Origin of the sequence: Nostoc sp., from assembly GCF_036917815.1 — a bacterium.
Taxonomy (GTDB): Bacteria; Cyanobacteriota; Cyanobacteriia; order Cyanobacteriales; family Nostocaceae; genus Nostoc.
On the sequence record NZ_JBALEK010000056.1, the window covers coordinates 58762 to 84918 of the forward strand.

The following is a 26157-nucleotide window of genomic DNA, read 5'->3' on the forward strand; positions in this document are numbered from 1 at the left end:
GCAGTATCCACCCTATATTTATTGGAATTTTATTTTAAAATATGTAATTTTGAATTTTTTATGTGCCTTTTGATGGATTAATTTTTTAGATGAAAAATTTATACTAATTAAACTCGGTGGTGCCTACTCTTGAAGTTAATATTATTAAGTTATGAGCGGTGTACAAGATGTCAAGTGTTGATAAAATTAACTTTCAACTCACTGATGAATTAACACTTCTACGGCAGCGTGTCGCTGAGTTTGAGCAATCAGAGATATCTTATCAGCAAAGACAAGCAGCCCTTGAGGAAGAATTAACACAACTAAAAGGAAAGCTGTCAGTAGAACTAGAAAATTCCCATATCCAAAACGATACATCCACAGCTATCAATCTACCAATAGATGCGGCAGTAATTTTAAAGCAACTCCAACAAGAAATTGCCAAGCTAGAGCAAGTAGAAGTAGTTTTCAGAGAGAGTGAAGAACGGCTGAGACTAGCTCTAGATGTTTCCCATATGGGCTTGTGGGATTGGAATGTTATTACCAATAAAGTCATCTGGTCTGGGAATTATGAAGCACTTTTTGGTCTAGTTCCAAGTAGTTTAGACGGCCCTTATGAGACGTTTCATAAGTGCGTTTATGCTGAAGATAAGCAATCTGTCATGGAAGCGATCGCTCACGCTTTGGCAGAAAAAACTGACTACAATGATGAATTTCGCATAGTTCGGTCAGACCAAAGTGTACATTGGATTTCTGCCAAGGGAAAATTTATCTATGACGAATACGGGCAAGCGGTGAGAATGATCGGCGTTTGTATGGAAACTACTGTGTGCAAGCAGGCAGAAGAAAGTACTCGTGAACTTACAACCCAAGTGCAAGAACAGGCAAATATTTTAAATGCTATTCTCACAGCTTCAGTCGATCACATTTACATCTTTAATAGCCAAGGTTGCTATCAGTATGTCAGTCGTGATGCAGCGACTATACTAGGTTTAAAACCCCAAGATATAATCGGAAAAACTTTGCCAGAACTAGATTTACCAGCAGAGTTAATAGAACAAGTAGATAGTCAACGCCAAGCTGTCATGAGAACTGGGCAGCCGATTAAGGATGAGTGTAAATATATTACTGCCGATGGGCTGCATTATTATGAATATATCCTCACAGCATTACGCAATATTGACCAAACTATTGAAGGCGTAATCACTGTTTCTCGTGATATTACCGAACACAAACGGGCAGAAAAATCATTACGCGAAAGTGAAGCCAGATTTCGGCGTTTGTTTGAATCTAACCTAATTGGCGTCGCTTTTTGGAATGTGGATGGGTTAGTTATTGATGCCAATGATGCCTTTCTTCAAATAGCTGGCTACACTCGTGATGAGTTTGCCATTTTAGGTAGAATTAATTGGAGAGAACTTACCCCTATTGAGTATCAAGATTTAGACGATCGCGCCATTTTAGAGGTGCAAACCACTGGAGTTTCCAAAATTTATGAGAAAGAGTACATTCACCGCAACGGAAAGCGAGTACCAATTGTATTGGGGGTAGCCTTGCTGAATGACTCCGAAGAACATGGTGTTGCTTTTGTACTGGATATTACCGAGCGCAAATTAGCTGAGAAAGAATGCGATCGCCTACTAGATTGCGAAAGGACAGCACGCAAACAAGCCGAAATCGCCAACAAAATCAAAGATGAGTTTCTAGCGGTTCTCTCCCATGAACTGCGAACCCCACTCAACCCCGTCTTGGGATGGTCAAAAATGCTGCGGACTCGCAAATTTGATGAAAAAACTACTAACCACGCCTTGGAAACCATTGAACGCAACGCCAAGTTACAAACCCAGCTAATTGAAGATTTGTTGGATGTGTCTCGCATCCTCCAAGGAAAATTAAACTTGAATGTCTGTCCAGTCAACTTGGTAATGGTAGTTGAAGCAGCATTAGAAACGGTACGACTAGCAGCAGAAGCCAAGTCAATTCAAATTCAGACTATATTTGATCCCACTTTAGGACAAGTTATGGGCGATTCAAATCGGCTCCAGCAAGTTGTGTGGAACTTGCTTTCTAATGCGGTAAAATTTACACCAACAGGAGGACGAGTAGAAATTCGACTCATGGAAGCTGGTAATCAGGTGCAAATTCAGGTTAGCGATACAGGTAGGGGAATTCCGCTAGACTTTTTGCCTTATGTCTTCGATTACTTTCGCCAAGCTGATGGCACAACAACAAGGACATTTGGGGGATTAGGTTTAGGATTAGCGATCGTGCGTCGGGTTGTAGAAATGCATGGGGGAAATGTTCAAGCCGAAAGTCTTGGAGAAGAATCGGGTGCAACCTTCACTGTTGAGCTACCGCTTTTGGTTAGAAGTGAACAGGTTCGGCGTGAGGAGAATCAGTCTTTACCTCGTGCGCTTGAATCCTCGATGCTTTCGGAGGCTCAAGTTTTGGTGGTGGACGATGAACCAGATATTAGAGATTTAGTTACCTTCATTTTACAAGATTACGGTGTAGAAGTAACCGCCGTAGCATCAGCACAGGAAGCGCTACAAGCACTGTCTGAGTCAGTACCAGATGTTTTAATTAGTGATATTGGAATGCCAAAGACAGACGGTTATATGCTGATGCGGGAAGTGCGATCGCGATCGCCCCAACAAGGAGGACACGTACCAGCAATCGCTCTCACAGCCTATGCTGGGGAAATGAATCAACAGCAAGCACTAGCAGCCGGTTTTCAAATGCATATTTCTAAACCAGTAGATCCAGATGTATTGGTGCAGGCGATCGCTGATTTGATTGAGGCAAAATGATCCAGGTAAGCTCTCGGAGGCTTACCATAACTTTACTGTTATCCGATGTCTACTGCTTTCCTGCTAGACTTTGGATAGTTCATCTGGTTTCATCAATATTGAGGAAGATAGTGTTTTAATTTTGGCGGTAATGCACTGTAGCCGTGAACCGGGATAAGCTGATGTGCAGCTAAATTGTATAACACGAAAACGTAAAGTTATTGTAGTGCGGGCAACATGAGCGCCTCGCATATACAAACTACTGGCGACTACCAGCTTGAAAAATCTGTTGAGCAATCAGGTTTAGTTGGGGGAAAGTAGGTGATACAATGCGGTCATCACCTCTAAATTGAGTAACTTGGTATTCACCATCGATTAGTTGATAAATCGATATAGTAGGCTGTTTGGGGTTCCCAGTGAATTTTTTAGCGCCTAGACCGAGATAATCTACAACCCAGTATTCAGGAATTCCAATACCTTCATACTTACCCTGTTTTGTGTAGTAGTCATCATCCCAGTTGCTACTAACTACCTCAACTACTAAGGGAATTGATGCTGCAAGGCTAACAGTTGATTCTTTTTTCCATAGTGGCTCATTCACTAAATTAGAGCGATTGAGTAATAGCACATCTGGGGAGTAGCCAGATTCCGAATTAGTTGGTTTTATCAGCGCAGTTTTAGGGATTATATAAGGTAAATTTAATCGGTCAAATTCTACTGTTAGTTTTCTTGCGATAAAACCAACAACGTCTTCATGGTCTCCCAATGGTTGCGCCATTTCAACAATCACGCCATTATGTAATTCGTACCTTCCGCCTTCGGGACGCCAAGCTGCAAAATCTTCAAAGGTTACTAGTTTGGGTATGGCTTGAGTCATAAATTGTCTACTGCTCCCAATTCCTTAGATTGTAACTTCAGGGAAACCAAGTTTGACAGTAGGATAAATATAGACAGGATGTATTGAATTCTCTTAACCGTTTTCATGGGAATGACTGAGCAAAATGATTCTCAGCAATTGAGTGAACCGACCGATGAAACAACTACCAAGTCGGTCGATAATTCCTGGAAAAATCGCCTTGGCGATGTCTGGAACAAAGCAACAACACGTCTAACGCAACTCCTACCCGTAGAACAAGTGGCACAGACTGTTGTGGAATGGTTTAGCGTCAGCGAAACTCAGGTTGCAGAGATTTTAGAGAAAATTCAAGCCGAACTGCCAACCACAGAAGCGTTGCTAATTGGTAAACCCCAAGCCGGAAAAAGCTCAATTGTGCGGGGATTAACAGGAGTTTCTGCCGAAATTGTCGGTCAGGGATTTCGCCCACACACACAACACACCCAGCGCTATGCCTATCCTTCCAATGACCTGCCGTTACTGATTTTTACTGATACTGTCGGGCTGGGTGATGTTAAACAAGATACTCAAACAATTATTCAGGAATTAGTTGGCGATTTACAACAAGAAACTCGTTCCGCCAGAATCCTGCTTTTGACTGTTAAAATCAATGATTTTGCAACTGACACCCTAGGACAAATTGCTCAACAGTTGCGCCAGCAGTATCCAGACATTCCCTGTCTACTGGTAGTTACCTGCTTGCATGAAGTTTATCCTCTCCATACCGTCGATCATCCCACCTATCCGCCAGATTATGAGGAAGTCAACCGCACATTTGCCGCAATCCAACAAGCCTTCACCGGAATAACTGACCGCTCTGTACTCATTGACTTTACCTTAGAAGAAGATGGCTACAATCCGGTATTTTATGGCTTAGAAGCACTGCGAGATTCCTTAGCAGAACTACTCCCACAAGCCGAAGCCCAGGCGATTTATCAGCTATTGGATCGAGAAGAAGCTGGGAAGCAAATTGGCAACCTTTATCGAGATGCTGCACGCCGTTATATTTTGCCATTTGCGATGATGTCTGCCACCCTCGCGGCTGTCCCTCTGCCATTTGCTACAATGCCCGTACTCACTGCCTTGCAAGTATCAATGGTGGGTCTGTTGGGTAAATTATATGGGCAAACAGTTACTCCATCTCAGGCGGGAGGTGTTGTAAGTGCGATCGCAGGTGGTTTTTTAGCCCAGGCTATAGCACGAGAGTTAATTAAATTTATCCCAGGTTTTGGCAGTGCGATCGCCGCTTCTTGGGCAGCTGCCTATACCTGGGCACTAGGGGAAGCAGCCTGTGTTTACTTTGGTGATTTAATGGGAGGTAAGAAACCCGATCCCCAGCAAATTCAATTGGTGATGCAAGAAGCATTTCAGGCGGCGCAAGAACGGTTTAAGGGAATCAAACGTTAAGACTCAAAAATCTGTTTCTCAAAGCAAACACTCACTGGATTTTCCACATAGCATCCATAGGCTGCTATGGGTTGAAGGATTTCCAAGAAATAAATTATCCATCTTGTGGGGTGGGCAACATGAGCGCCCTGAATATAGGACGGGTGGGGACACCCATCCCACAAGAAAATTTGGGATGTTTTTATCGTAAATTAAAGGGTTTAAGAACCTGCAATCTACATTTAGCACCCATTTCAGTCCTTCGACCCTTCGACAAATTGGTTCGCAATGACAGATAAAGAATGGCCGCGTTGTAAAAGTAATTTTGAAAAATGGCTTTATTCCCACGAAAATATTTCATTAATGGAACTAAATAACAGCTAGTTTTGCACTCATGTTTGATTTCTGAGAATTGCAACCCGCAGATCCCCGACTTCTTTGAGAAGTCCGGGATCTTTTTTCTCATAAATAATTCAGGATTGCTATAGCAATTTCTGAAGCACAGCAGTTATCAAAAATTCTCCTACACCTTCCAATACGGTTCGGTTAAGGCAAGAGACGCGATAAATCGCCGTCTTTGCGATTAGCGGCGTGTCATCAAAAAACCTTATCCAAACGTATTGCTACACCTTCTCCTTTGCAGCTGGCACAATGCCAAACTTATTTAAACCGGCATCGATTTCCCTAAGTGCTTTAAAATCCTCCTCTGGCAAAGGATAGCTGCTACTACTCAATAAACCTCCACTCACAGCAGGCTGCTTTTCCAAAAAAGAGAAAGCTTGACGAAACTGCTGCGGTTCGGCTTGAATCGGTGAATCAAAGTGGCAGGGAATAATCCACCGAAAGTCCCAACTTGCGACTTTATTAGCCCAGTCAATGGTTTCTTGCGGTGCGCGGTTGAGAATCAACGTTTGTAAAATTGGTGCGACAAACAAACGCCCATTCCCTCGTAGAGCATCAAACGATCGCAGCCAATCTGACTGCCATTTAAAGGGGTACAATCCAAAATAGGCTTTTCTTGAGCGTTCTGTTGCTTTCAAGGCATGTTGCAACACCTGACTCCATTGCAATATATCTAGTGCCCTTGGTTGAAAATACAAAGCAAACAGACAGATGCGCTGCCAACCTTTACGGCGATTTAACTCAATGTCTGCAACAATATCAGAAGCATGATCCTTGGCATGGAATAATAAGGGATATGGATCTAAAAGAACGATGGCAGGTGGATCTTCTGGGATCGAAAGTACTGAGTCTGTTACTAAAAGAGTATGCGATCGCTTGTGGAAAAAAGCAACTTCCGCAAACCGACCAGTCCCAAGAGCAATGGGGCCGAGCATTGCATAATCAAACTCATCAGCAAAGGGTGTTTTGCTACTATCATCTGGTAGTACTTGAGTTCGTTTTGGCGGTAAACCAAGCCAACTGAGGGGGAGATTTAGCGGAAAACTCCACTGATGGGGAGCCACAAACACCTGTGCTGTCGGAAAGTATCTGGCGAAGGGTCCGACGAAAACCTTGTGTTCTATACCAGAGATAGTTGGCAAAATGATGTACTTAACATTACCATGTTTTGCCACCAACTCATTTACAAGCCGGATGCACTCTGGGGTTGGTGCAACAGGTGCGTAGACGAGAAGACCCCCGGCTTCGAGCTTAACTACAGTCATGCGAATCGGTACAACAACGTAGAAAATGCCCTGAATCTGGTCAAAATTCCAGATTGTGTCCTTGACCACTTCTTTGCGGATTGTTCGCCGCTTGCCAAAGGGGTAAAGTGGCAAAACAGGCCATAATCCCCAGGAAAAATCCCTTGGATAAATCTGTTGTGTATTGACTATGCGTTCATCATCAGCCACTCTGCGACCCCCTCTAAATTCCCGGCTCAAATTGTTTTTATTTGCTATAGCGTTTCTCAATCTAGTGAGGTACATCTTAAGCCCCCTCCTCGCTTGCTCTTAGGGGGTTGGGGGTGGGGTTCTTGTACCTCACTCAACCGAGAACCGCTATATCCCCAAAGTTGGAGTTTAGCAAATTATTGAGATAATAATACCAATTCGTAATGGGCTACGCCCCGCTACGCTAACGTAATTAGTAATTCGTAATATCTTTGATGCAGTTCATTCACGATAAAAAGCATTAGTAAATATAGAATTTTAAAATCTGAGCAAACTTATACTTTTAGTCAATACTTTTTGTTACCTAAGCCAACAATAATTTAATAACGCTTAATTATTATCTATAAATAAAATAAAAGCCATCCAAAGGAATGTGTTTGGGAGCATCCACTTTTGGAAAAAACATAATTGTTTGATGCCAGAAATCCTATTATATGGGTTGTCTAAAAAAGTCTATCTGCCAAAAGTGGATGCTCCCACGTGTTTAAATTGCTATTTACATAAATCCTCTATATTCTCGTAGTATCTACTGTCATAAAAGATTGTGTACATATACATTGACAAATACTGAGGAATATTTGAACCTAATAAGAGTTGGTTGATGTCACAAGGCTTTGAAACTCAATCTGCTGATGCTACGAAAAACTCTGGTGGTCAGAGACAGCCAATACAAGTGGCAGAGATCGGCAGTATTCAACAGAGTTTAGTGGAGCATTTCTCTGATATTAAAGACCCAAGAGTAGAGCGAACCAAAAAACATCAACTGACAGACATCTTAGTAATTGCGATTCTGGCAGTCATAGCAGGAGCGCAGGGATGGTAAGATATCGAGAATTACGTCATCAGTATGGTTTTTTTCAGAAGGGGATTCAAACCCCTCCTGAAAAAGCAGCCCCAAATTGAAAATTTGGAGTTCTTGTCTTAAACCCAAAACCCGTCTGGTTGCGGCAGGAGGCAGAGGGCAGTTTTCCTCTTCTTGACTGCCCTCTGCCTCCTGCCTTCTTTGATAAAATTAACCAAATCTAGTGTGAATTTAAAAAAACTTAGTCAACAGTTTGCATAAAAACCCGTACATGACCTGAATTACAGATATATCAACTAACCTGCGAGTAAGGGCAAATTTACTATGATGCAAAAGTCTATTGCTGTGTTAGAAGTCTCTTTTTTGGCTGCTTCTCTAGCCATCTTGCAAACATCTGTGTTTGCAGAAAATTTACAACAAGCAAGCTCTGGGGCAGCACCAACACTCAAAGTACCTATTAATCAACAGCCCCTATTTACACCTAACGAGCCTGAAGTCCAAAGTAATGCTCAGAGGATTAACACCACGAAAACTTTCTGGACTCCTGAGAGAATGAGAAAAGCTAAACCTTTACCTTTGCCCAGATCCTCTAACGGCGTTGTCACAGGAGTAACAATTCAAGATATAGGTAATATAGGTAAGTCACAAGCAAGCTCTGGGGCAGCACCAACAGTCAAAGTACCTATTAATCAACAGCCGCTATTTACACCTAATAAGCGGAAATTCCAAAGTAACAGCATTCAGCCCGACAATGAGGGTACAAAAGGTGCCAGTTTTACCAGCTCTGAGCTAGTTCCTCTATCAGCAGATTTATCCTATCCCTATGTAGCCTCAGGGAAACTTTTCTTTTCCACACCCGAAGGTGATTTTCTGTGTTCTGCGGCTGTGATCAAACCAAGACTTATCCTAACGGCAGGTCACTGCGTTCACAGTGGAAGTGGAGGAAACAATGGTTTCTACAGTAACTTCGTATTTATTCCTGCTTATAGAGATGGTACTGCCCCATTTGGGCAGTGGTCTTGGACCCGCGTTGTGACAACAAACACTTGGATTACAGGTAGTGGTTCAGAACCCAATGCTGCCGACTATGCAATTATCGAACTCTCAGACCAGTCATTTAACGGAGTAAGCACGACAATAGGTAGTGTAGTTGGCTACTTCGGAACTAAAACTCTCGATCTTTTGCCGAATCACGTTACTATGCTGGGATATCCAGGTAATCTAGACAGCGGTGAAAAAATGCATCAGATTACAGCAGGAAGTTATGGTAGTGGAGGCAATAACACAGCTATATATGGTTCCGACATGTCAGAGGGGTCTAGTGGAGGACCTTGGGTGGAGAATTTTGGTGTTGCTGCTGATGGACAAGTTAATGGGTCAGATACAAGTCTCAACGAAATTGTTGGTGTTACCTCATACGGACCTGCTGCTGTCGGGCCTCTTGACCAAGGCAGCTCGATTCTGGACAGCCGATTCACCTCTATATTGAACACAGCGTGTGCTTGGAATCCTGGTGACTGTTAATCAGATTCTTGCGAAGATGTTTGTTGGGTAACGCATTAGACATATCCGAAAATTAGGTTTTTACGCTTGCTTTACAAGGATTTGATACTCATTCGCGGATATGTCTATTGCCTCAACCCAACCTACGAATATTCTTAACCTACGCAGTATTGATACAGATAGCTGCGTAGCAAAAGTCAATTCAAGCAAACTCAAACTCACTTAATTGAGTCCGTTTGAACGGACTGAGGCTATAAGCCTAAAACTTAAGTCTTAGGCTCATAGCAATGAAGCTCTTAGGGACTTCCAGAAAATAAATTATCCAATTTCAGTAGGTCGGCGTAAATAATTAGGGATTTCCAAGAAATAAATTATCCAAATAAACGAACCACAGAGACAAGGCAGCGCGGTCTTGGGGGTTTCCCCCATGAGCGACTGCCGCGCAGAGAACACAGAGAGAAGAGAAATAGAGAGGATTTTTGCGTCAGTTTTGGATATTTTTTTATTTGGAAGTCCCTTATCGTTGGGATCAAGCAGGGAGCAGGGGGCACTTAGCTGGGGGAAAAAGAGTTTGAGCCTTGTTTACTTTTCTTCACGCAGTTTGGTTTTATTGCGCCCACTTACTTACTCAGATAATATTTTCTTTGTCCCCCTGCTAAGAGATCCCTGCCCCCCTGCTTACACAGCGATAGGATATTTTTTTAGTTGGAAGTCCCTTAGTTTGGTTGTTGGTAATGACAAGGCTTGAAGAGTAGACCTACAGGTTAGCAGAGCCGACACAAGGAAAGAAAACCTCTGTCCTGTCTTACCCCTGCTTATTCAGAAGGTAATTCTGGGAAACCTTAATTTGTGAGAGCGAGAGGCTTTTGCCAGAAGGAACTAGAATTAGAAAACACCTAGCTGGGTTCTTCTGACTTTTGAAATTAGGAGTGCATGTGTGCCAAAATCCCCTAAATATTTGCTGATTGGCTCAACCGAGAATTATAGCGGTAAATCTGCAACTGTTCTGGGTTTGTCTCATCAGCTACAGCAAAAAGGTCTGGATATTACCTACGGTAAACCGCTCGGTACGTGTTTCAATTCCTCTAGCGGAAGCGTAATCGAGGAAGATGTCCAGTTCATCGCTCTTAGCCTCAATTTGCCGGAAAACCGCATTGCACCTACAATGCTGGCTTTGGATGAACCAAATGTGCAAAAGCGCTTGCAGGGGGAAGATAAAACCGATTATCAGCAGTCCCTAATACAGCAATATTTACATAAATCTCAAGGAGATTTGGTATTACTAGAGGGACCTGGTGATTTGTCTGAAGGCAATTTGTTTGACTTGTCTTTGCTGCAAATGGCTGAAGTATTAGATAGTGCTGTGCTGTTAGTAGCCCGCTATAAATCGTTGCTTTCGGTTGAGGCTCTATTGGCTGCAAAACGGCGTGTGGGCGATCGCTTGATTGGAGTTGTGATCAATGATATCCCTGTCACCCAACTAGAAGCGGTTGACACTATCTTGCACCCATTTTTGGAACAGCAGGGTATTCCGGTGCTAGCAATGCTGCCAAGCAGCGATTTGCTTCGGAGTGTGAGTGTTGGCGAACTAGTCAAGCAGTTAAAGGCTGATGTTCTCTGTCGTAACGATCGCATGGATTTGTTGGTCGAAAGTCTAGCAATTGGAGCGATGAATGTCAATTCAGCTGTGAAATATTTCCGCAAACGCCGGAATATGGCAGTTGTAACAGGAGGCGATCGGGTGGAAATTCAGCAAGCGGCTTTAGAAACTTCTACCCAATGTTTAATTCTCACCGGGCAACTACCACCGCCACCGTTCATTCTCAGTCGCGCTGAAGAGCTAGAAATCCCCATTTTGTCTGTTGACTTAGACACCCTGACTACTGTCGGAATTGTTGACCGCACTTTTGGTCAAGTCCGTGTCCACGAGCCGATTAAGGTTCAGTATATTCGCCAGTTGATGTCCGAGCATTTTGACATTGACCGCTTGTTATCCAAACTAGGTTTAACTCCCGCAGCCACATTGTCTTAGATTGATCAACTCAAACTATTAAGAGCATTAATGCTCAGTTAGAAGGCTGTGTTACTGGGGAAGGCACAGTCTGCTCACTGTCAACTCTGGGGCGATCGCTCTCCTTCCACCGTATAGCTGGTGGGACGTTGACAATTAAGGATTGAAATTTAAACGCACACAAGCGCAAAGTTTATTTTTGCCAAGCTTGTAGATGTGCATTAGCTTGCTTGGTAGTACCAAGGAATCAAAACAATCGAAAAATTGTTGTAATGTCTCACTCAAGTTTTCCTCGCATCTACACTCTGTTTGGTAGAATATCTGGGTCGTTTAATCTGATTTTCTCCATCTTTGAGCCAATCAACAGACCTTATTAACCTAGATACATTGGCGCAAGAACTAGCGACAATCCAGCAAACGGGTTCTAAAAGAATCGCCTTGCTGGGTTCTCGTCATGTACCGATTACGCATCAGAATTTGATTGAAATGATGACTTATGCCCTAGTTTTATCGGGTAATCGAATCATTACTTCTGGTGCTACAGGTACAAATTCAGCGGCCATCAAGGGAGCAACCCGGGCTGATGCAAATTTGTTGACGGTGATTCTACCCCAAAGCCTGGAACGCCAGCCTTTAGAATCGCGCCAGCAACTAGAACAGGTAATGCATCTAGTCGAAAATCCCAGTAACGATAATCTGTCTCTTGCTGAAGCTAGTTATTTGTGCAACAAGGAGATTGTCTCCCGTTGCCAGCAACTAATTTGCTTTGCGTTTCACGACAGTCGCACCCTGTTGCAAACTTGTCAGGATGCAGAAGAACAAAGAAAAGTGGTGACGCTTTTCTACTTTGATTAGTCATTTGTCATTTGTCTTTTGTCATTTGTCATTTGTCTTTGGTATTTGACTGATGACTGATGACTGATGACTGATGACCGATGACTAATAACCAATGATTAATAAGTAATGATAATTTTTTTGTACTCCATCGCTGCTGCTGTCGTTCTAATTTATGTGCCATTTTTGGTGGTAGCTTATGCCCGTGTGCGTGTTGGGAATGAAATGTTTTCAACCCCTCGCGCTCTGTTAGAGAAATTGCCACCTTATGCACAACGGGCTACTTGGGCGCATCAGAACACCTTTGAAGCCTTTATGATATTTGCCGCGGCCGCATTGATGGCATACATAACTGGTGTAAATTCTTTTACAGCCCAAGTAGCTGCGATCGCCTTTGTGGTAGCCCGTTTGCTATACTCGATTTTTTATATTTTGAATATACCCATTTTGCGATCGCTCATGTTTGCCATTGGCATCTTTAGCTCTGGCACTCTTTTTTTCTTGAGCATTATCCAAGCTACTAGTTAATTTGGGACTGGGGACTGGGGACTGGGGAAAAGTTTTCCCAATATCTAGATATTCAACACCAATCACCAATCCAAAATCCAAAATCTAAAATCCAAAATATTTTATGGCTTCTACTTTTTCCTTTGACATTGTGAGCGACTTTGACCGACAAGAGTTAGTTAACGCTGTCGATCAAGTTATACGAGACATCAAAGGTCGTTACGACCTCAAAGACACTCAAACTACTGTCGAGTTGGTCGAAGAAAGCATTAACGTCAGTACTGACAGTGAGTTTACCCTAGATTCTATACACGACATCCTCCGGGAAAAAGCTGCCAAGCGTAACCTATCCCAGAAAATCTTTGACTTTGGCAAGGTTGAATCAGCCAGTGGTAATCGGGTGCGTCAAGAAATCAAACTCAAAAAAGGCATCAGTCAGGAAATTGCTAAACAAATTTCCAAATTGATTCGGGACGAATTCAAAAAGGTACAAGCCTCAATTCAAGGTGATGCTGTGCGGGTTTCTGCCAAATCTAAAGATGACTTGCAAGTTGTCATGCAGCGTCTGAAACAAGAAGACTACCCAGTTGCTTTGCAATTTACAAATTATCGTTAAAAAATTCGTAATTCGTAGTTAATAATTTAATTACGAATTACGAATTATTTTAAGCTCCTCTGCCAATACTTTTTTGAAATGCCGGACGCTCAGATAACTGCTTCATATAGTTCAATACCTCTGGGTAGGAACTAAGGTCTAGCTTCAGCATGATGGGAATGTAATTCAGAATAGACCCCACTGCCACATCAGCAACAGTGAACTCGCCGCCAAGTAAAAAAGGTTGCTTACTTAAAATTTCGTTTAATGGTGTCAATAAGCGGGGCATTTCTCGTTCCCGATTTGTTTCTACAAAAACCCCTGTAGCGAGGGTAGAATTGCCAAACAACACCCACTGGGAAAATACACCGCGTTCCTGTAGTGAAAGTGGAGTTTTACTGTACTTATCGGCAAGATACAGCAAAATTGCCCCAGATTCCCAAAGCTGAAAATCCCCATCAACAATTGCTGGGACTTTACCAAATGGGTTGATTGCCAAATAGTCAGGCTTGAGGTGTTCACCCGCCTGCATATCCAGTTTGACAAATTCGTAGGGAACTCCTAGTTCCTCTAAATACCAATGAACAATTGAAGCTCGACTACGAGCGCCGCCGTAAAGTTTTAGCATAATTTAAAGAACTTTGTGAGTGTGAGAATGTTGTTTAACATTGTCTTCTTTGGTGACAACTCTAGCGGCGTTTAACACCCGCTTGCGCTCAATGGAATACTTAAATTCACTGTAGTTTGTACCCAAGGGAATTAAAGATTTTGCAGATTCACGACGCTTGTAGGTACGAGCTGCGGCAAATGCCCGTGGCACAAATTCCTCTCCAAACTGAGCCGACTCTGGAAAGCCATCTGGCAGCAGTTGGGAATCGCCATCCAGCAAACGTCCCAAAGTTGTGGCATGAGCCAGCTTATAGGAGGTAGGGATGCCCTTTAAAAGCGCTTCTAAAGCCGCAGAGGGAATTGGTTCTATAACTTCGATTTGATAAACTTCTCCATCTTCTTTGACGAAGCAGGTTGCCAAGCCGATCACAATATAATCATCGGTTGCTAAATCAGGGGCATTGGGATAGGAAATTGCAGTTGTCATTGGGAAATTTCTCAAAACTTAAAAATTGAATTTAGGGAATGGGGAATGGGGAATGGGGAATGGTCATTGATTATTCTCCCTCATCTCCCTCATCCCCCAATACGGTTCGGTTAAGGCAAGAGACGCGATAAATCGCCGTCTCTACAAAGGATTGATTATTGTAAAGACGGCGATTTATCGCGTCTTTGCGATTAGCGGCGTGTCATCAAAAAACCTTATCCGAACCATATTGCCTCATCCCCTCTTTAACGAACGGCTTGTTGGTATTCTACCAATTTGTCGCTCTCACTACTTGACTAGTCTTTGAGATTGACATCTGCTATTTCTGGAATTCACCTTCGAGATCAAGTATCCATGATTAGGTTTGGTGAGCAATTGTTTATTTAGGGCGTAGATTTCTACTGCTGTGAGTAGTTTAAATTCAGTCTTGAGATGGCTTTAAAGTAACCATAAATATCTTAAGAATAGACACAGTGGTAAAGCCACCATCGGTAAAAAACTAGACTTTTATTTTATAAAACAGGGATTTCAGGCAGGAAAAGATGAATATTCAATCGTTTTTAGCTGACGATGACCAGCAACGCAAACAATACAAGTATGTTCTAAATACTACAAACAAACTTCAAGAGCAGAGGAAAAACGATCGCAGCAAATCTACTTTAAAAGATAGCTATTTACGCTCTTTTGCTTTGAAATCGGCTCAACAAGGAGATTATACTGAAGCGATCGCACTTTTAACCCAACTAATCTGCCGCCACCCCCACAATGCCGTTGATTACAACAACCGGGGGCTAATTTATTTTCAAGGTGGCGAAAGGCAAAAAGCTTTTTACGACTACAACACCGCCCTCAACCTCAATCCAAATTTGGCTAGCGCTTACAATAATCGGGCAAATTACTACGCGGTTTGTGGAGATTTAGCAACAGCACTTACCGACTACGATCAAGCAATTAATTTAAATCCTTGCCACATTCGGGCGTGGATTAACCGAGGCATTACCTGGCGTGATTTGGGGCAATACGAGGAGGCAATTGAGAATTTTGAGGTAGCGCTGCTTTTCGGTCAAATAGAAGGTCATATCTGGGCTGAACGCGGCAGAACTTACCATCTTTGGGGCGACTGGAATTGTGCGATTGCAGATTATCGTCGCGCCCTCACTCAACTGCCCTCTCTTGGCAACAGTAAGAATATTACTGGTTATCGCTTGCGTTTACAACTCGAAAATTGGCTCAACGAGTTGCTGTCTGAATCAGCGTCCTAATTGGTAGATTAGTTCTTCTGGAGGATTCAAAATTCAAAATAAATTATTAAAGAAGTTGGAAGTCGGAAGCGATGCCCTGAGCTACGCCGAAGGGTACAGTTTTGTAACCAAGATAAAGGTGTCAAGGAGAATATTCCATTGTCTACCTTTAAGTTAGCGGGTAAATCTTCTGATTGCTTGTTATACCCTTGAGGAAAAATCGACGGTTGGGGTAACACTAAGGGCGAACTCCCGCAATATTAAGCTGGATGCGGTAAACTCCCTTACGTGCTGTTATGTAAAGTCTTTTATAGTCCTGATCACCCCAAGCCAAATTTGTTACTACCTCTGGCATCATAATCTTGCCTAGAAGTTGACCTGTTGGTGAAAAAATCCAGATTCCTCCAGAACCGCTACAGTAGATATTGCCTTTGACATCCACCTTCATACCATCAGGTATACCCTTATCTGTAGGTCCTGGTAACTCTGCAAAAACTTTACTGTTAGTTAACGTCCCATCTGACTTGACATCAAAAACGCGGATATTTAATTTTTTTGAATCACTAACGTATAATTTGTTCTCATCTGGCGAAAAAGCAATTCCATTAGGTCGCACCATCTCCTTACTCAGAAGGATTAGAGTTCCATTCGGTGTTAAAGTATAAATACCGTAAAAGCCAAGTTCTTCCTTTTCTTTACTGATACCGTAGGGCGGATCTGTGAAAGAAATGTTGCCATTTGACTTAACCACAACATCGTTTGGGCTATTGAGACGCTTACCCTGATAGCGTTTTGCCAAGATGGTTATTTGACCACTTTTTTCTGTGCGTATTAGGCGACGGCTTTGTTCAGCAGTAATTAACCGTCCTGACTTATCGAATGTATTCCCGTTGGGATTTCCAGCAGGACGACGAAATATAGAAATCTTACCGTTAGTTGTCCACTTATAAATCGTATCGGCTGGGATGTCACTGAAGAGTAAAAAACCATCTGGATGCCAGACTGGTCCTTCTGTAAACTGAAATTCACCAGACAACTTTTCTACCTTGGCGTTACTGCCTATAATATCTTGTATGCTATGGAGGTTTTGAGCATGAGGCGATTCTGGTGATCGAACCAGTTTTCTCACTTTCCCGTCACTCTTGGTGGTAAGATAGATTTCTCCTTCTTCATCTACTCCAAAGCGGACATCGGAACGTTCACTGCCAATAATTTCTAGAAAAGAAGCCTCTCGTTTGCTGTCAAAAAATCTGAGTTCTTTAATTTTTGCCTGTTTCCCATTAACAAGTTCATCTACAGGTACGATAAAAAAACGCCCATCGTTGGCAAAATCTGCAAAAACATACTGACCTACCAATTCCGGAATTGCTTTACCCCTATAAACATAACCGCCTGTGATCGCAACCGCATAGTTGCCTGACCAATTAGCTGGTTTGTGGTGTGCATATTGGGCAACGGGGTATGTGTAACCATACTCGGCATCATTTTTAGGTAAAGCAAACAGAACATTCTCATTATTTTTCTCTACAATCCAGGTTCCTTCGCGCTTTCCCCATCCATAATTCGCACCTTTGATGCCAAGATTAACTTCTTCGATCATAGCTTGACCAATGTCAGCAATCAACATTTTGCCTTCGCCACCCGTATCCCAGGAAAAACGATGAGGATTACGCAGTCCATAAGCCCAAATTTCCCTTAATTTCTTTGGGTTCCTATCCTGAACAAAAGGATTATCCTTAGGGATACCATATTTGCCATTAGCACTATTTTTACTCAATGGGTCTATGCGGAGTATTTTTCCCAGGGGTGTGGTGAGGTCTTGTCCATTGTTTAGAGGGTCTGTATGGCTGACAGGAAAGCCGTCGCTACCACCATCCGCTACTGCAATATACAGAAGACCATAATCTACACCTTTGGGTTTTGCATTCGGATTAAAGCCCAATTGCCCTATATTATGATCTGGGTACGGCTGTTCAATGCGAAGTATTTCCCGAAATGTTCCGGAAAAAGTATTAGCAGCGGGGTCAGAAGCTTTCCACTCGCGAATCACGTTATGGTGAGAACTTTCTATAATCTTGCCTTGCTTATCAACAATTGTTTTGGTTACTGCAAAATCAGGAATGCGATCATTTTTTTCTTCAGTATGTACAGTATAAAAAATTCCGTTTTGGGCAAATTCTGGGTGAAAAGCAAAATAGGAAAAGCCTTGCTGAGTAGGTTCATCAGTAAAGCCTGGACACACTAACTTTTTTACATCCATGTATACAGAGGCTTTGCCATTTATAATGACATAAAGCTTGCCGCGCATATCATTGACAAATAATCTTCCACTGTGGTCTCCCGCATGGGCTAATAAGTTCAACCGCGCAACTCTCACACGTCCTGTTCCACTTATGGGAATTTGCACAACTTCTTTCAGCCCTACCAAAAGTTTTGATTTTTCTATTTTCTCAGGAATAGGGTCTGTTATCTGGGCAGATGAAGTACTGGAAATAATCAAAATTGAAGCTAAGATAAAGCCAATAGAAAATAAAATGTAAGCTCTTTTCATTAGACATCTCCGAAAATTTGCAGAACGCTCCACGTCTGGACTTGCACGGCGTTAACATCAAACCAGAATCAACGAAATAATTAGCATTTGAGATAGTTCCTGATAGTAACCATTTCAAATGCTGACAGCTAATTCATAACTTTCCTGAGATTTACAACTTTTATGAAAATGGCAAAACTAACGCACCAATTATCACTAAACCAAAAAGGTTTTTAGAAGTCAAGACAAGCAGACATTTCAGCTAAATACAGGGATAAGCTGTTGCGCCTTTAATTTGCACTAATATTTTTTCAACATGGTTGTGGGGTGGGCATCTTGCCCGCCCTGATAATGCAATCAGATTTGCACCCATTGTTTTCATCCCCTCGACGCTTGTCATTTTACATCTTTTAGGGAATGAAACAGCCCTGCTTCCCTACTAGGCGTTGGGGAGCAAAAATCAAAGCCTCTCTCCGCTTGTCTGACGACAGGCTGACGCCAACGAGGAGAGGAATGGAAGCGGGGTTCCAAGAATAAGTCGCACATCGCGTTAAGTATTTCAGGTAATATCCCAAGCTTAGAAGAAAAGGTCAATTGGTTATGTCTAATGACTGATAGATGATAACTACATAGCTATTCAAAAATTAGCTATTAACCATTACTTATTAGCAATAATATAAATTAACACCCGGTTTATACCTAGCCAGAATCATAACAAGCCTAAATAATCCCAAATTCGCCATTTATTTTAGGGTGATGAGTCTGTTTGTTCATCTTCTCGGCGATCTGGATTCATCAACACTACCCGACGCTGATTCGGATCAAATCGATATCCTTGTTGTTGTCTAATAATTTTAGCTTGTTGCGGATCGAAGTTACGGCTAAATTCCGTCTGCAAATCATTGACATGCCCTTCCATCAGCTTGACTTCAGTACTAATTTCTTGCAACTTTGCTTGCTGTAACCAATGATAAGGCAAAAGTTGCGCTAAAGCAGATGCGGAAACGGCTGTAATGACAAGATTAACCGCTATTTTGGCAGTGCTTTCTAGTGCCATCACCTGGTAAGAACGTTGACGAAGATGCCGCTTTGGTCGAGGAGTGACCCGGCGTTTTTGTATAGGTTGCGACGGTGGTCTAGATGGTTTAATCGCGTTCATGATGCTAAAAGATAACCTCGCGTAGTGAAGGGAAGCACTGTAAAAGCCCTCTGGTGCTAATTACTGCTTGATTTAGCTGTCATATTACTTCATTTTTTTGAAATAGCTACAAGTGTTGCACCAGTTAAAAAATAACCTGGCTTACGTAAGTGCAAGGTTTCTAGGTACTGATGGCATAAAACCATAAGTTCTGGAAATTGCACCCCGTACTGCCAGGATTATTAGCTTTTTAACTGTGTCACATCGGAGCGTTATTTGTAAAGTTCTGTGGCTAACCGCCAAGCGAGAACTCCTGGGATCAGCGCCACAACTAGAGCGATGTAGACTTGAGTATCCGAGATGGAAGATATCTGAGCGATGTACAGAGTATCTAAGATAGGCATGGCTGAAAACCTCCTAACCTGAATAGATTTTGAACAGTTCGTTTACTACTTTTCCTTGTTTTGCCAGAATTGGGGAATATCTTGTTACAAGATGCAACAAAAGCAATTATTAGTCAGTAGTCTTTATTTATTCTCCGTTAAAAAAATTTATAAAAATTGCGCGATGTGCGACTTATTCTTGAAACCCCACTTCCAAACCTCTCCCCGCTTCGGGGAGAGGCTTTAAGTCTTGCTCCCCAACGCTAGTAGGGAAGGGGCTGGGGGTTAGGTTTGAGAGAAAGTTGCACACCGCGTAAAATTATGAATTTATATCTTGGTATCGACTTCGGCACATCTGGCGCACGCGCGCTGGTGATTGACGAGGAAGCTTCTTATATTCAAGCTGAGGTACGATATCCCTTCCAGGACTCACCAACCGCCGTTATGCCAAAAATTTGGCAGGAGGCTTTGTTTGTGCTGGTGGAACAAATACCTGAAGAGTTGCGGCGAAAAATTAAAGCGATCGCAATCAATGGTACTTCTTCAACCGTCTTGCTGGTTGATGCTGCTGGCAACCCAACAGATGCACCATTGCTGTACAACGATGGGCGGGGATCATCTGTCCTAGAGCATTTGAGAAGTATCGCTCCCCCCAATCATACCGTGTTAAGTGCCACTTCCAGCCTCGCCAAACTTTTGTGGATGAGGCAATTACCCTCTTTTAGTGAAGCTAAATATTTTCTACATCAAGCAGATTGGCTGGCGTTTCTCCTACATGGACAATTGGGTATTAGCGATTACCATAATGCTTTAAAGCTGGGTTATGACGTGGAAAAATTGAAATACCCAGAATGGCAAGAATTGTTGCAAATACCGATTCAGCTACCCAAAGTTTTAACTCCTGGGACTCCGATTGCCGAATTGCGCCCGGAAATTGCGGAGAAGTTCGGTTTAGGCCGTGATTGTCTGATATGTGCTGGTACAACTGATAGTATTGCCGCTTTTCTCGCCAGTGGAGCCAAATTACCTGGTGAAGCCGTAACTTCCCTTGGTTCAACATTGGTACTAAAGTTGTTAAGTCGTACCCGTGTAGAAGATGCGCGATATGGAATTTACAGCCATCGCCTGGGTGATTTGTGGCTGACTGGCGGTGCTTCTAATACTGGGGGTGCAGTACTGAAGCAATTTTTCACAAAGGCTGAGTTAGAAAGCCTTAGCGGGGAGATTGATGGATCAAAAGCCAGCGAGTTAGATTATTATCCGTTGTTGAAGGTAGGCGATCGCTTTCCCATTAATGATCCCAATTTACCCCCACGTTTGTCACCACGCCCAGACAACCCCGTGGAATTTCTGCATGGATTGTTAGAAAGTATTGCCCGCATAGAAGCGCGAGGGTACGAATTATTACAACAAATGGGCGCAGACAAGTTGAGTCGTGTTTATACTGCTGGCGGTGGCGCGGCGAATCATACTTGGACTGCAATTAGGGCGCGTCATTTGCAGGTTCCTGTAGTAACGTCAGTATACACAGAAGCTGCTTATGGGACGGCGCTGTTGGCTATGGGGGATGGAAGAAGGGGTTAATCAACAGCGCATCTTTTGGTAGATATCTTCTAAATCAGTATCTATCCCAGTGACAATCAATATATCTCGGACGATACTTGGATGATTAGATACCGGACTATAGATTCCAGGTTGATCATCTGGGCAGCTATTCGGGGATGGGTGCTTCGCCACAAGCGAATGTCATCTATCCCCTTTACTAATTATTGGTGTTAGTTCTTAAGTTTTCTCTAACGGTATGATGTTAATCAGCATTCTTATAAAAATAAATTTATCCAATGAAAAATAATTCTGCGAATGAAAAAATTGTAGGCATTTACCAATTTGGCAAGCCTAATTTTAGAATAACGAAGAAACAGATTTTATTTAGTGCCCTGATTCTATGCCTTGGTTTACTGGGACTGGGTGGTTTCTGGTTTCAATCCAGATATAAATTTGATAATAAGATGAGTGTAAAACTACAAGAGTTATCTAATGTCGATTATCCAGTCAATCCCGCGCCCTTAAGCAAAAATTTTCAAAGATATTCTAATAGAAAATTAACAATTATTAAGAGAGATAATACACATTTCGATTTTGTGCTTGAGCCAACAGACAAAAAAACGGCACAAATAGTTATAAAAAATGTTGATTTAGAGCTATTAGTCCCGAAAGCACCCGAATGGGTTAAAAAAGATCAAGGTTTAGAAATAATCGCTTTTACAGACCGCGAGTGGAACAGGCAACAGGTTAGTTTTCCTGCTAATTCCAAAAATATAGATATTGTCGGAGGAGACGGTTTTGAAAAGCAAAATCTCGTAGAGGTTGCTTTAGCTAATAATTGCTTAAATGCAGGATTGTGGGAAATTTTACTTTTTACTAAAGATGATGGTAATAAATCTCTTTATTATCAAAGTTGGTTTACCTTCCCGATGGGACATTACAAAAATATTTTTGAAAATATTAATCATATTTCTTATTGGCAGCATTGGTGGAGATTAGAACACTGGCAAGATCCAAGTGGGACAGTTGTAAAGACTAATGTGCTGAGAAATGTAATTGATGAAAAAGAAGTTGCTATTCAGTTTCCGCTTGATGAAAAGATAATTGTATCGGGAGAGCAAAGTAGAAAAGTTAGAACTACACTAGCGTCAAATATCACAACTTGGAGAGATTTTTACGACGCTAAAAATGAAATTAAATTTGCAAGTTTTCGACCACCAGGATTTTACGACCAGAATAAGCCTTGGGTAAATCAATACTGGAGAATAGGCAAATTTGACAAAGCCATTTTAAGAAACATTAAACCAATTGGTGTGGAACAAAATTTACAGGAAATTGAGTTAGTATTCACAGATACTAAGACTAGTGAACAAAATAGATTATTCATCAGTGGTATTAATCTTAAAAAGCTTCCTCAATTGCCTGTAGAAGAGTATCCTAAAGGTTTATATATGCCAATGGGAATTGGCATACCTCCTTTTTATCAAAGCTACGATGAATTAACGAAAAATCATCCAGATGTTAGCCCCTACTTCAGTTTTTTACTAGATTCACAGGATCGTTGGATAGATCATCACCATTTAGCAGTTGATGGTTCAGTGATGCACCTTGATAAAGAGAACCCAAATCTTTTACATCTTTACTTGTTATCTTACGAGAGGAATACTTTAATAGCTCATTTTTTGATCAACTTAAAATAGATGCATTCCTTCTATTCTTCTCTAGTAGAAGAAGAGTCTTCAGATATCTAATTGAAGCAACTGATTGAATTTAATATTATTCAATCGGTACTTGCTTAAGTAAAGCTATCCACATATCAGATGGATCGGAGTAGTAATCAATTTCTTCAACTTGATATTGATAAGATTCACAACCTTGTCGTAAAATAATGCGATCGCAGGGTTTGATGCCTTTTCCTACACCAGTCATGTACCCAATCATTCCTTCATTGATGCTCTCAAATACGTAGTCACTTCCCGAAACTTGCTGGCTGTAATCGTGTATTTTCTTTTGACGTTTTAATTCCTTTATTGGAGAGATAATCAGATTTAATTTGTTTAAAAAACTAAAACTTAAGTTCATACCTGTTCTGATTGAAGAGAAGGCATTTAATAAAAATTTAAAAAATCAGTTATTCTAAAACTTGATTTTGAGATATTAATACTTATTATATCCGAAATAGTATTTTATGTAAAACAAATCATTGATGTCATTAATGATTATATATATCAGGTGAAATTACTTGATTACCAGAAATGTTGAGTGTCTAATAAAATATCAGAGGTGATATCAGCTATTTTTTACTGATAACCTAAACTTACAATAATATCAACCATATATTCAACTGTAAAATCACCGAATCACTAGATAATATTTTGTCAGATATGAGTGTTTTTTGCTAGAATCGGTATATTAATTCATCAAATTTTTATATATTGATAATAATGTCCCCCAGATGTATTTTTTAAGATAAATAGACTCTAGTACGACACGGCGTAAATAAAGCAACCATTTTAAATAGCCAGAAAGCCTACAAAATAAGCATTCTTTCTTTTTACTTTTGCCTTTTTACTTTTACCTTCTTGTACTAGTCTCCACTACTGCTAGTTTGTAGGGCTATATCCACCTGTTTCAGCAGTACTTCTAGGGTGGAGGAGTTATCTAAAACAACATCTGCATGAGCCACTTTTTGTTCGATAGATAATTGGCTGTTAATTCTGGCTTGTGCCTGTTCTCTATTTAAATGGTTTCGTTGGATCAATCTTTGTAGTTGTTGCTCTTGGGAACAACGCACTACCCAAATTTCTGTAACTAAATCACTCATCCCAGCTTCAAATAATAAAGGCACTACTAACACCAGTGTTTGTAAGGAGGACTGGGCAATTGCTTTGAGGAAGCGATCGCGCACATCAGGATGAATCAAATCGTCTATCCAGTTGCGTTCATCTTGATGATTAAAGATAATTTCGCCTAGCTTTTGGCGGTTGAGGCTGCCATCTGGTAGTAAAATTTGTTCGCTATAACGTTCAGCGATCGCACCCAGAATAGGCGAACCTAAAGATACTGCCTCTCTAGCGTATATATCTGCATCCAAAATCGGCAGATTATAAGTGCTGGCTAAATAATTGGTGACAGTGGTTTTGCCAGTGGCAATACCTCCGGTTAAGCCGATTATACGTTTAGTCATTGGGTATGGGACATTGGGCATTGGGCATTGGGCATGGGGCATTCTTTCTGAAGCTGCTTCTCCTGCTTCCTCATCTACCACCCTGTGTGAAGCTAAACCTACATCTCCCCAAGTATTTTTCTTCTCTACGAGACGCTACGTGTAGGTTGCTTCCCTGTAAGGGTACAATTTTTAATTTTTAATTTTTAATTGATTTCTCCCTCATCTAAGAATTTGTCGCCCATATTATCAATGCTTTGGTTAAACCATCTAAAGTATATTCTTCAGCTTCTACATCCACTCGTCCGAATAAAACATGACAAGTTTTAGAGGTTTGAGGCCCGATAGAGGCAATACAAACTCCTTCTAAAAATTGACTAGCATTATAATTGCTGTAAAATATATTGTTAGTAAGTTGACAGAAAAATTGTACAGTTTTAGAACTGGCAAAGGTAATCACATCTACCTTGCCGTTTTGGAGAGCTAACTCTGCCGCACGTGGGATACTATTAGGACAACACGATTGATATGCAGCAACTTCTATCACCTTTGCTCCCTTGAGAGTTAATTCTTTAACTAAAACTTCTCTTCCGCCACTTTCAACTCTGGGAAATAAAACCTTTTTACCATCCAGTTTCTCTGGGAAATTTTCTACTAAAGAATCGGCAACAAAGTTGGGGGGAATAAAATCTGCTTGCAGAGAGTGTTGCTTGAGACTATGGGCTGTTTTCTCGCCAACAACGGCAATTTTAACGCCAGCTAAGGCACGGGTATCTTTACCTTGAGCAATTAGCCTTTCAAAAAAGTAGTCTATGCCATTGGTAGAAGTAAGAATTAACCAGTCGAATTCAGATAAATGAGCGATCGCATTATCTAAATCTTCCCAACTGGAGGGCGGGCCGATTTCTAAGGTAGGCATTTCGATGACTGTTGCACCTAATGCCATGAGGCGATCGCTAAATTGGCTCGACTGTCCAACGGAACGTGTCACCAAGATTGTTTTACCAGTAAGGGCAAGGGGAGATTGGGGGAAGTTGCTTGACATAGCAGGAGGGCTAGGAGTTTTGGCTGTAGTCGAATTCTGATCATCTATTTTCTCAGGTTGTAGGTACTTCCGTAGCCCAACAACTTCGCCAATCACAATTACCGAAGGAGAAAGGGATAATTCGGTGGTTTGTTCCACAATATTGCCCAGTTGCGCGATCCAAATTTGTTGATCGGGAGTTCCTGCCCAACGGATGATGGCAATAGGTGTTAAGTGCGATCGCCCATATCGCACCAGCTGATCTATAATCTCTGGTAGATGTTGACCCCCCATCAAAATTACCAGTGTCTCTAAGCGTGACAGTGCCTCCCAGTCCAAAACCTCTGGTTCGTGAGCGGTAAACACTGCAAAACCGCGACTCAAAACTGGATCTGTGAGGGGAATTCCTGCTAACAAAGGTGCTGCAAGAGCTGAGGAAATTCCTGGTACTAGTTCAAAATCACAACTGGATGCTTTCAACGCTTGAATTTCAGAAGTACAACGCCCAAAAATCAACGGATCGCCTGATTTGAGCCGTACAACTTTTTTTCCTTCTACACAGTGCTTTACCAGTAACTTGTTGATCTCTGCTTGGGTTGTACTGGGTTTACCCCCGCGTTTGCCGACATCCAACTTTAGGCAATCATCTGGTACGCACTGCAATAATTGAGCATCTACTAAAGCATCGTAGACTAACACCTGAGCCGCAGCTAAGAGATTGTAAGCTTTTACTGTCAGGTATGCCACATCTCCAGGGCCAGCACCTACGAGGTAGACTTTGCCTATTTCTTGAGTCACGTCGCTTCGCTCCAAATTCACGCATTCAAAATTCCCATAA

The 26157-nt window shown here is 41.8% G+C and carries 21 protein-coding genes and 1 pseudogene; 11 read left to right on the forward strand and 11 right to left on the reverse strand.

Annotation, left to right across the window (positions count from 1 at the left end; genetic code table 11):
- Nucleotides 1–167: 167 nt before the first annotated feature.
- Nucleotides 168–2789, forward strand: a complete 2622-nt coding sequence (locus V7K97_RS16675; protein ID WP_334802143.1) for a PAS domain-containing hybrid sensor histidine kinase/response regulator — start codon at nucleotides 168–170, stop codon at nucleotides 2787–2789.
- Between the two features lie 238 nt (nucleotides 2790–3027).
- Here the strand turns inward: V7K97_RS16675 and V7K97_RS16680 are convergent, their stop codons facing one another.
- Nucleotides 3028–3645, reverse strand: coding sequence for a Uma2 family endonuclease (locus tag V7K97_RS16680; protein WP_334802144.1), 618 nt, complete (start codon nucleotides 3643–3645; stop codon nucleotides 3028–3030).
- 111 nt (nucleotides 3646–3756) lie between these two features.
- Between V7K97_RS16680 and V7K97_RS16685 the strand changes: the two genes are divergently transcribed.
- Nucleotides 3757–5070, forward strand: a complete 1314-nt coding sequence (locus V7K97_RS16685) for a GTPase family protein (protein ID WP_334802145.1) — start codon at nucleotides 3757–3759, stop codon at nucleotides 5068–5070.
- A 602-nt stretch (nucleotides 5071–5672) separates the two neighbouring features.
- Here the strand turns inward: V7K97_RS16685 and V7K97_RS16690 are convergent.
- A complete protein-coding gene (locus V7K97_RS16690) occupies nucleotides 5673–6905 on the reverse strand; it encodes a DUF4336 domain-containing protein (RefSeq protein WP_334802146.1) in 1233 nt (410 codons plus the stop codon).
- 712 nt (nucleotides 6906–7617) lie between these two features.
- Here V7K97_RS16690 and V7K97_RS16695 point away from each other — a divergent pair.
- The 6 genes and pseudogenes from V7K97_RS16695 to V7K97_RS16720 all read left to right on the forward strand — a co-directional run.
- A pseudogene (locus V7K97_RS16695) lies at nucleotides 7618–7764 on the forward strand (transposase family protein); the annotation flags it as partial.
- Between the two features lie 306 nt (nucleotides 7765–8070).
- Nucleotides 8071–9270 (forward strand): trypsin-like serine peptidase, encoded by a 1200-nt coding sequence (locus tag V7K97_RS16700; RefSeq protein ID WP_334802147.1) that lies wholly within the window; start codon nucleotides 8071–8073, stop codon nucleotides 9268–9270.
- Nucleotides 9271–10186: 916 nt separating this feature from the next.
- Complete coding sequence (locus V7K97_RS16705; protein ID WP_334802148.1) at nucleotides 10187–11281, forward strand: phosphotransacetylase family protein; 1095 nt, start codon at nucleotides 10187–10189, stop codon at nucleotides 11279–11281.
- A 330-nt stretch (nucleotides 11282–11611) separates the two neighbouring features.
- Nucleotides 11612–12115, forward strand: coding sequence for a hypothetical protein (locus V7K97_RS16710; RefSeq protein WP_041565591.1), 504 nt, complete (start codon nucleotides 11612–11614; stop codon nucleotides 12113–12115).
- Nucleotides 12116–12223: 108 nt separating this feature from the next.
- Nucleotides 12224–12622: an MAPEG family protein gene (locus V7K97_RS16715; protein ID WP_334802149.1), complete on the forward strand. Its 399-nt coding sequence runs from the start codon at nucleotides 12224–12226 to the stop codon at nucleotides 12620–12622.
- A 103-nt stretch (nucleotides 12623–12725) separates the two neighbouring features.
- A complete protein-coding gene (locus V7K97_RS16720; protein WP_292765941.1) occupies nucleotides 12726–13217 on the forward strand; it encodes a YajQ family cyclic di-GMP-binding protein in 492 nt (163 codons plus the stop codon).
- 49 nt (nucleotides 13218–13266) lie between these two features.
- Here the strand turns inward: V7K97_RS16720 and V7K97_RS16725 are convergent, their stop codons facing one another.
- The gene (locus V7K97_RS16725; RefSeq protein WP_334802150.1) at nucleotides 13267–13824 is read right to left on the reverse strand and encodes a glutathione S-transferase family protein; all 558 of its coding nucleotides are present in this window, start codon (nucleotides 13822–13824) and stop codon (nucleotides 13267–13269) included.
- A gap of 3 nt (nucleotides 13825–13827) precedes the next feature.
- Complete coding sequence (locus tag V7K97_RS16730) at nucleotides 13828–14292, reverse strand: hypothetical protein (RefSeq protein ID WP_334802151.1); 465 nt, start codon at nucleotides 14290–14292, stop codon at nucleotides 13828–13830.
- Between the two features lie 542 nt (nucleotides 14293–14834).
- On the opposite strand from V7K97_RS16730, the gene V7K97_RS16735 reads away from it, so the two are divergent.
- Nucleotides 14835–15554 carry a tetratricopeptide repeat protein gene (locus V7K97_RS16735; protein ID WP_334802152.1) on the forward strand — a complete coding sequence of 240 codons (720 nt, stop codon included), beginning with the start codon at nucleotides 14835–14837 and terminating at the stop codon, nucleotides 15552–15554.
- Nucleotides 15555–15771: 217 nt separating this feature from the next.
- On the opposite strand, the gene V7K97_RS16740 is transcribed toward V7K97_RS16735, so the two are convergent.
- The 3 genes from V7K97_RS16740 to psaM all read right to left on the reverse strand — a co-directional run bounded on the left by V7K97_RS16740 (nucleotide 15772) and on the right by psaM (nucleotide 19563).
- Nucleotides 15772–18084, reverse strand: coding sequence for an SMP-30/gluconolactonase/LRE family protein (locus V7K97_RS16740; RefSeq protein WP_334802153.1), 2313 nt, complete (start codon nucleotides 18082–18084; stop codon nucleotides 15772–15774).
- Nucleotides 18085–18811: 727 nt separating this feature from the next.
- Nucleotides 18812–19222, reverse strand: a complete 411-nt coding sequence (locus V7K97_RS16745; RefSeq protein ID WP_334802154.1) for a hypothetical protein — start codon at nucleotides 19220–19222, stop codon at nucleotides 18812–18814.
- 251 nt (nucleotides 19223–19473) lie between these two features.
- Entirely contained in the window at nucleotides 19474–19563 is a 90-nt protein-coding gene (gene psaM / locus V7K97_RS16750) for a photosystem I reaction center subunit XII (RefSeq protein WP_040630342.1), read from the reverse strand.
- Between the two features lie 342 nt (nucleotides 19564–19905).
- On the opposite strand from psaM, the gene V7K97_RS16755 reads away from it, so the two are divergent.
- Nucleotides 19906–21168, forward strand: coding sequence for an FGGY-family carbohydrate kinase (locus V7K97_RS16755; RefSeq protein WP_334802155.1), 1263 nt, complete (start codon nucleotides 19906–19908; stop codon nucleotides 21166–21168).
- On the opposite strand, the gene V7K97_RS16760 is transcribed toward V7K97_RS16755, so the two are convergent.
- Nucleotides 21169–21321: a hypothetical protein gene (locus V7K97_RS16760; protein ID WP_334802156.1), complete on the reverse strand. Its 153-nt coding sequence runs from the start codon at nucleotides 21319–21321 to the stop codon at nucleotides 21169–21171.
- 104 nt (nucleotides 21322–21425) lie between these two features.
- On the opposite strand from V7K97_RS16760, the gene V7K97_RS16765 reads away from it, so the two are divergent.
- Nucleotides 21426–22829 carry a hypothetical protein gene (locus V7K97_RS16765; RefSeq protein WP_334802157.1) on the forward strand — a complete coding sequence of 468 codons (1404 nt, stop codon included), beginning with the start codon at nucleotides 21426–21428 and terminating at the stop codon, nucleotides 22827–22829.
- 76 nt (nucleotides 22830–22905) lie between these two features.
- On the opposite strand, the gene V7K97_RS16770 is transcribed toward V7K97_RS16765, so the two are convergent.
- From V7K97_RS16770 to cobA, 3 genes are all read right to left on the reverse strand, one after another.
- Nucleotides 22906–23211 carry a hypothetical protein gene (locus V7K97_RS16770; RefSeq protein ID WP_334802158.1) on the reverse strand — a complete coding sequence of 102 codons (306 nt, stop codon included), beginning with the start codon at nucleotides 23209–23211 and terminating at the stop codon, nucleotides 22906–22908.
- Nucleotides 23212–23716: 505 nt separating this feature from the next.
- Nucleotides 23717–24316 (reverse strand): dephospho-CoA kinase, encoded by a 600-nt coding sequence (gene coaE, locus V7K97_RS16775; RefSeq protein ID WP_334802159.1) that lies wholly within the window; start codon nucleotides 24314–24316, stop codon nucleotides 23717–23719.
- A 205-nt stretch (nucleotides 24317–24521) separates the two neighbouring features.
- Entirely contained in the window at nucleotides 24522–26117 is a 1596-nt protein-coding gene (gene cobA, locus V7K97_RS16780; protein ID WP_334802160.1) for a uroporphyrinogen-III C-methyltransferase, read from the reverse strand.
- Between the last annotated feature and the right edge of the window lie 40 nt (nucleotides 26118–26157).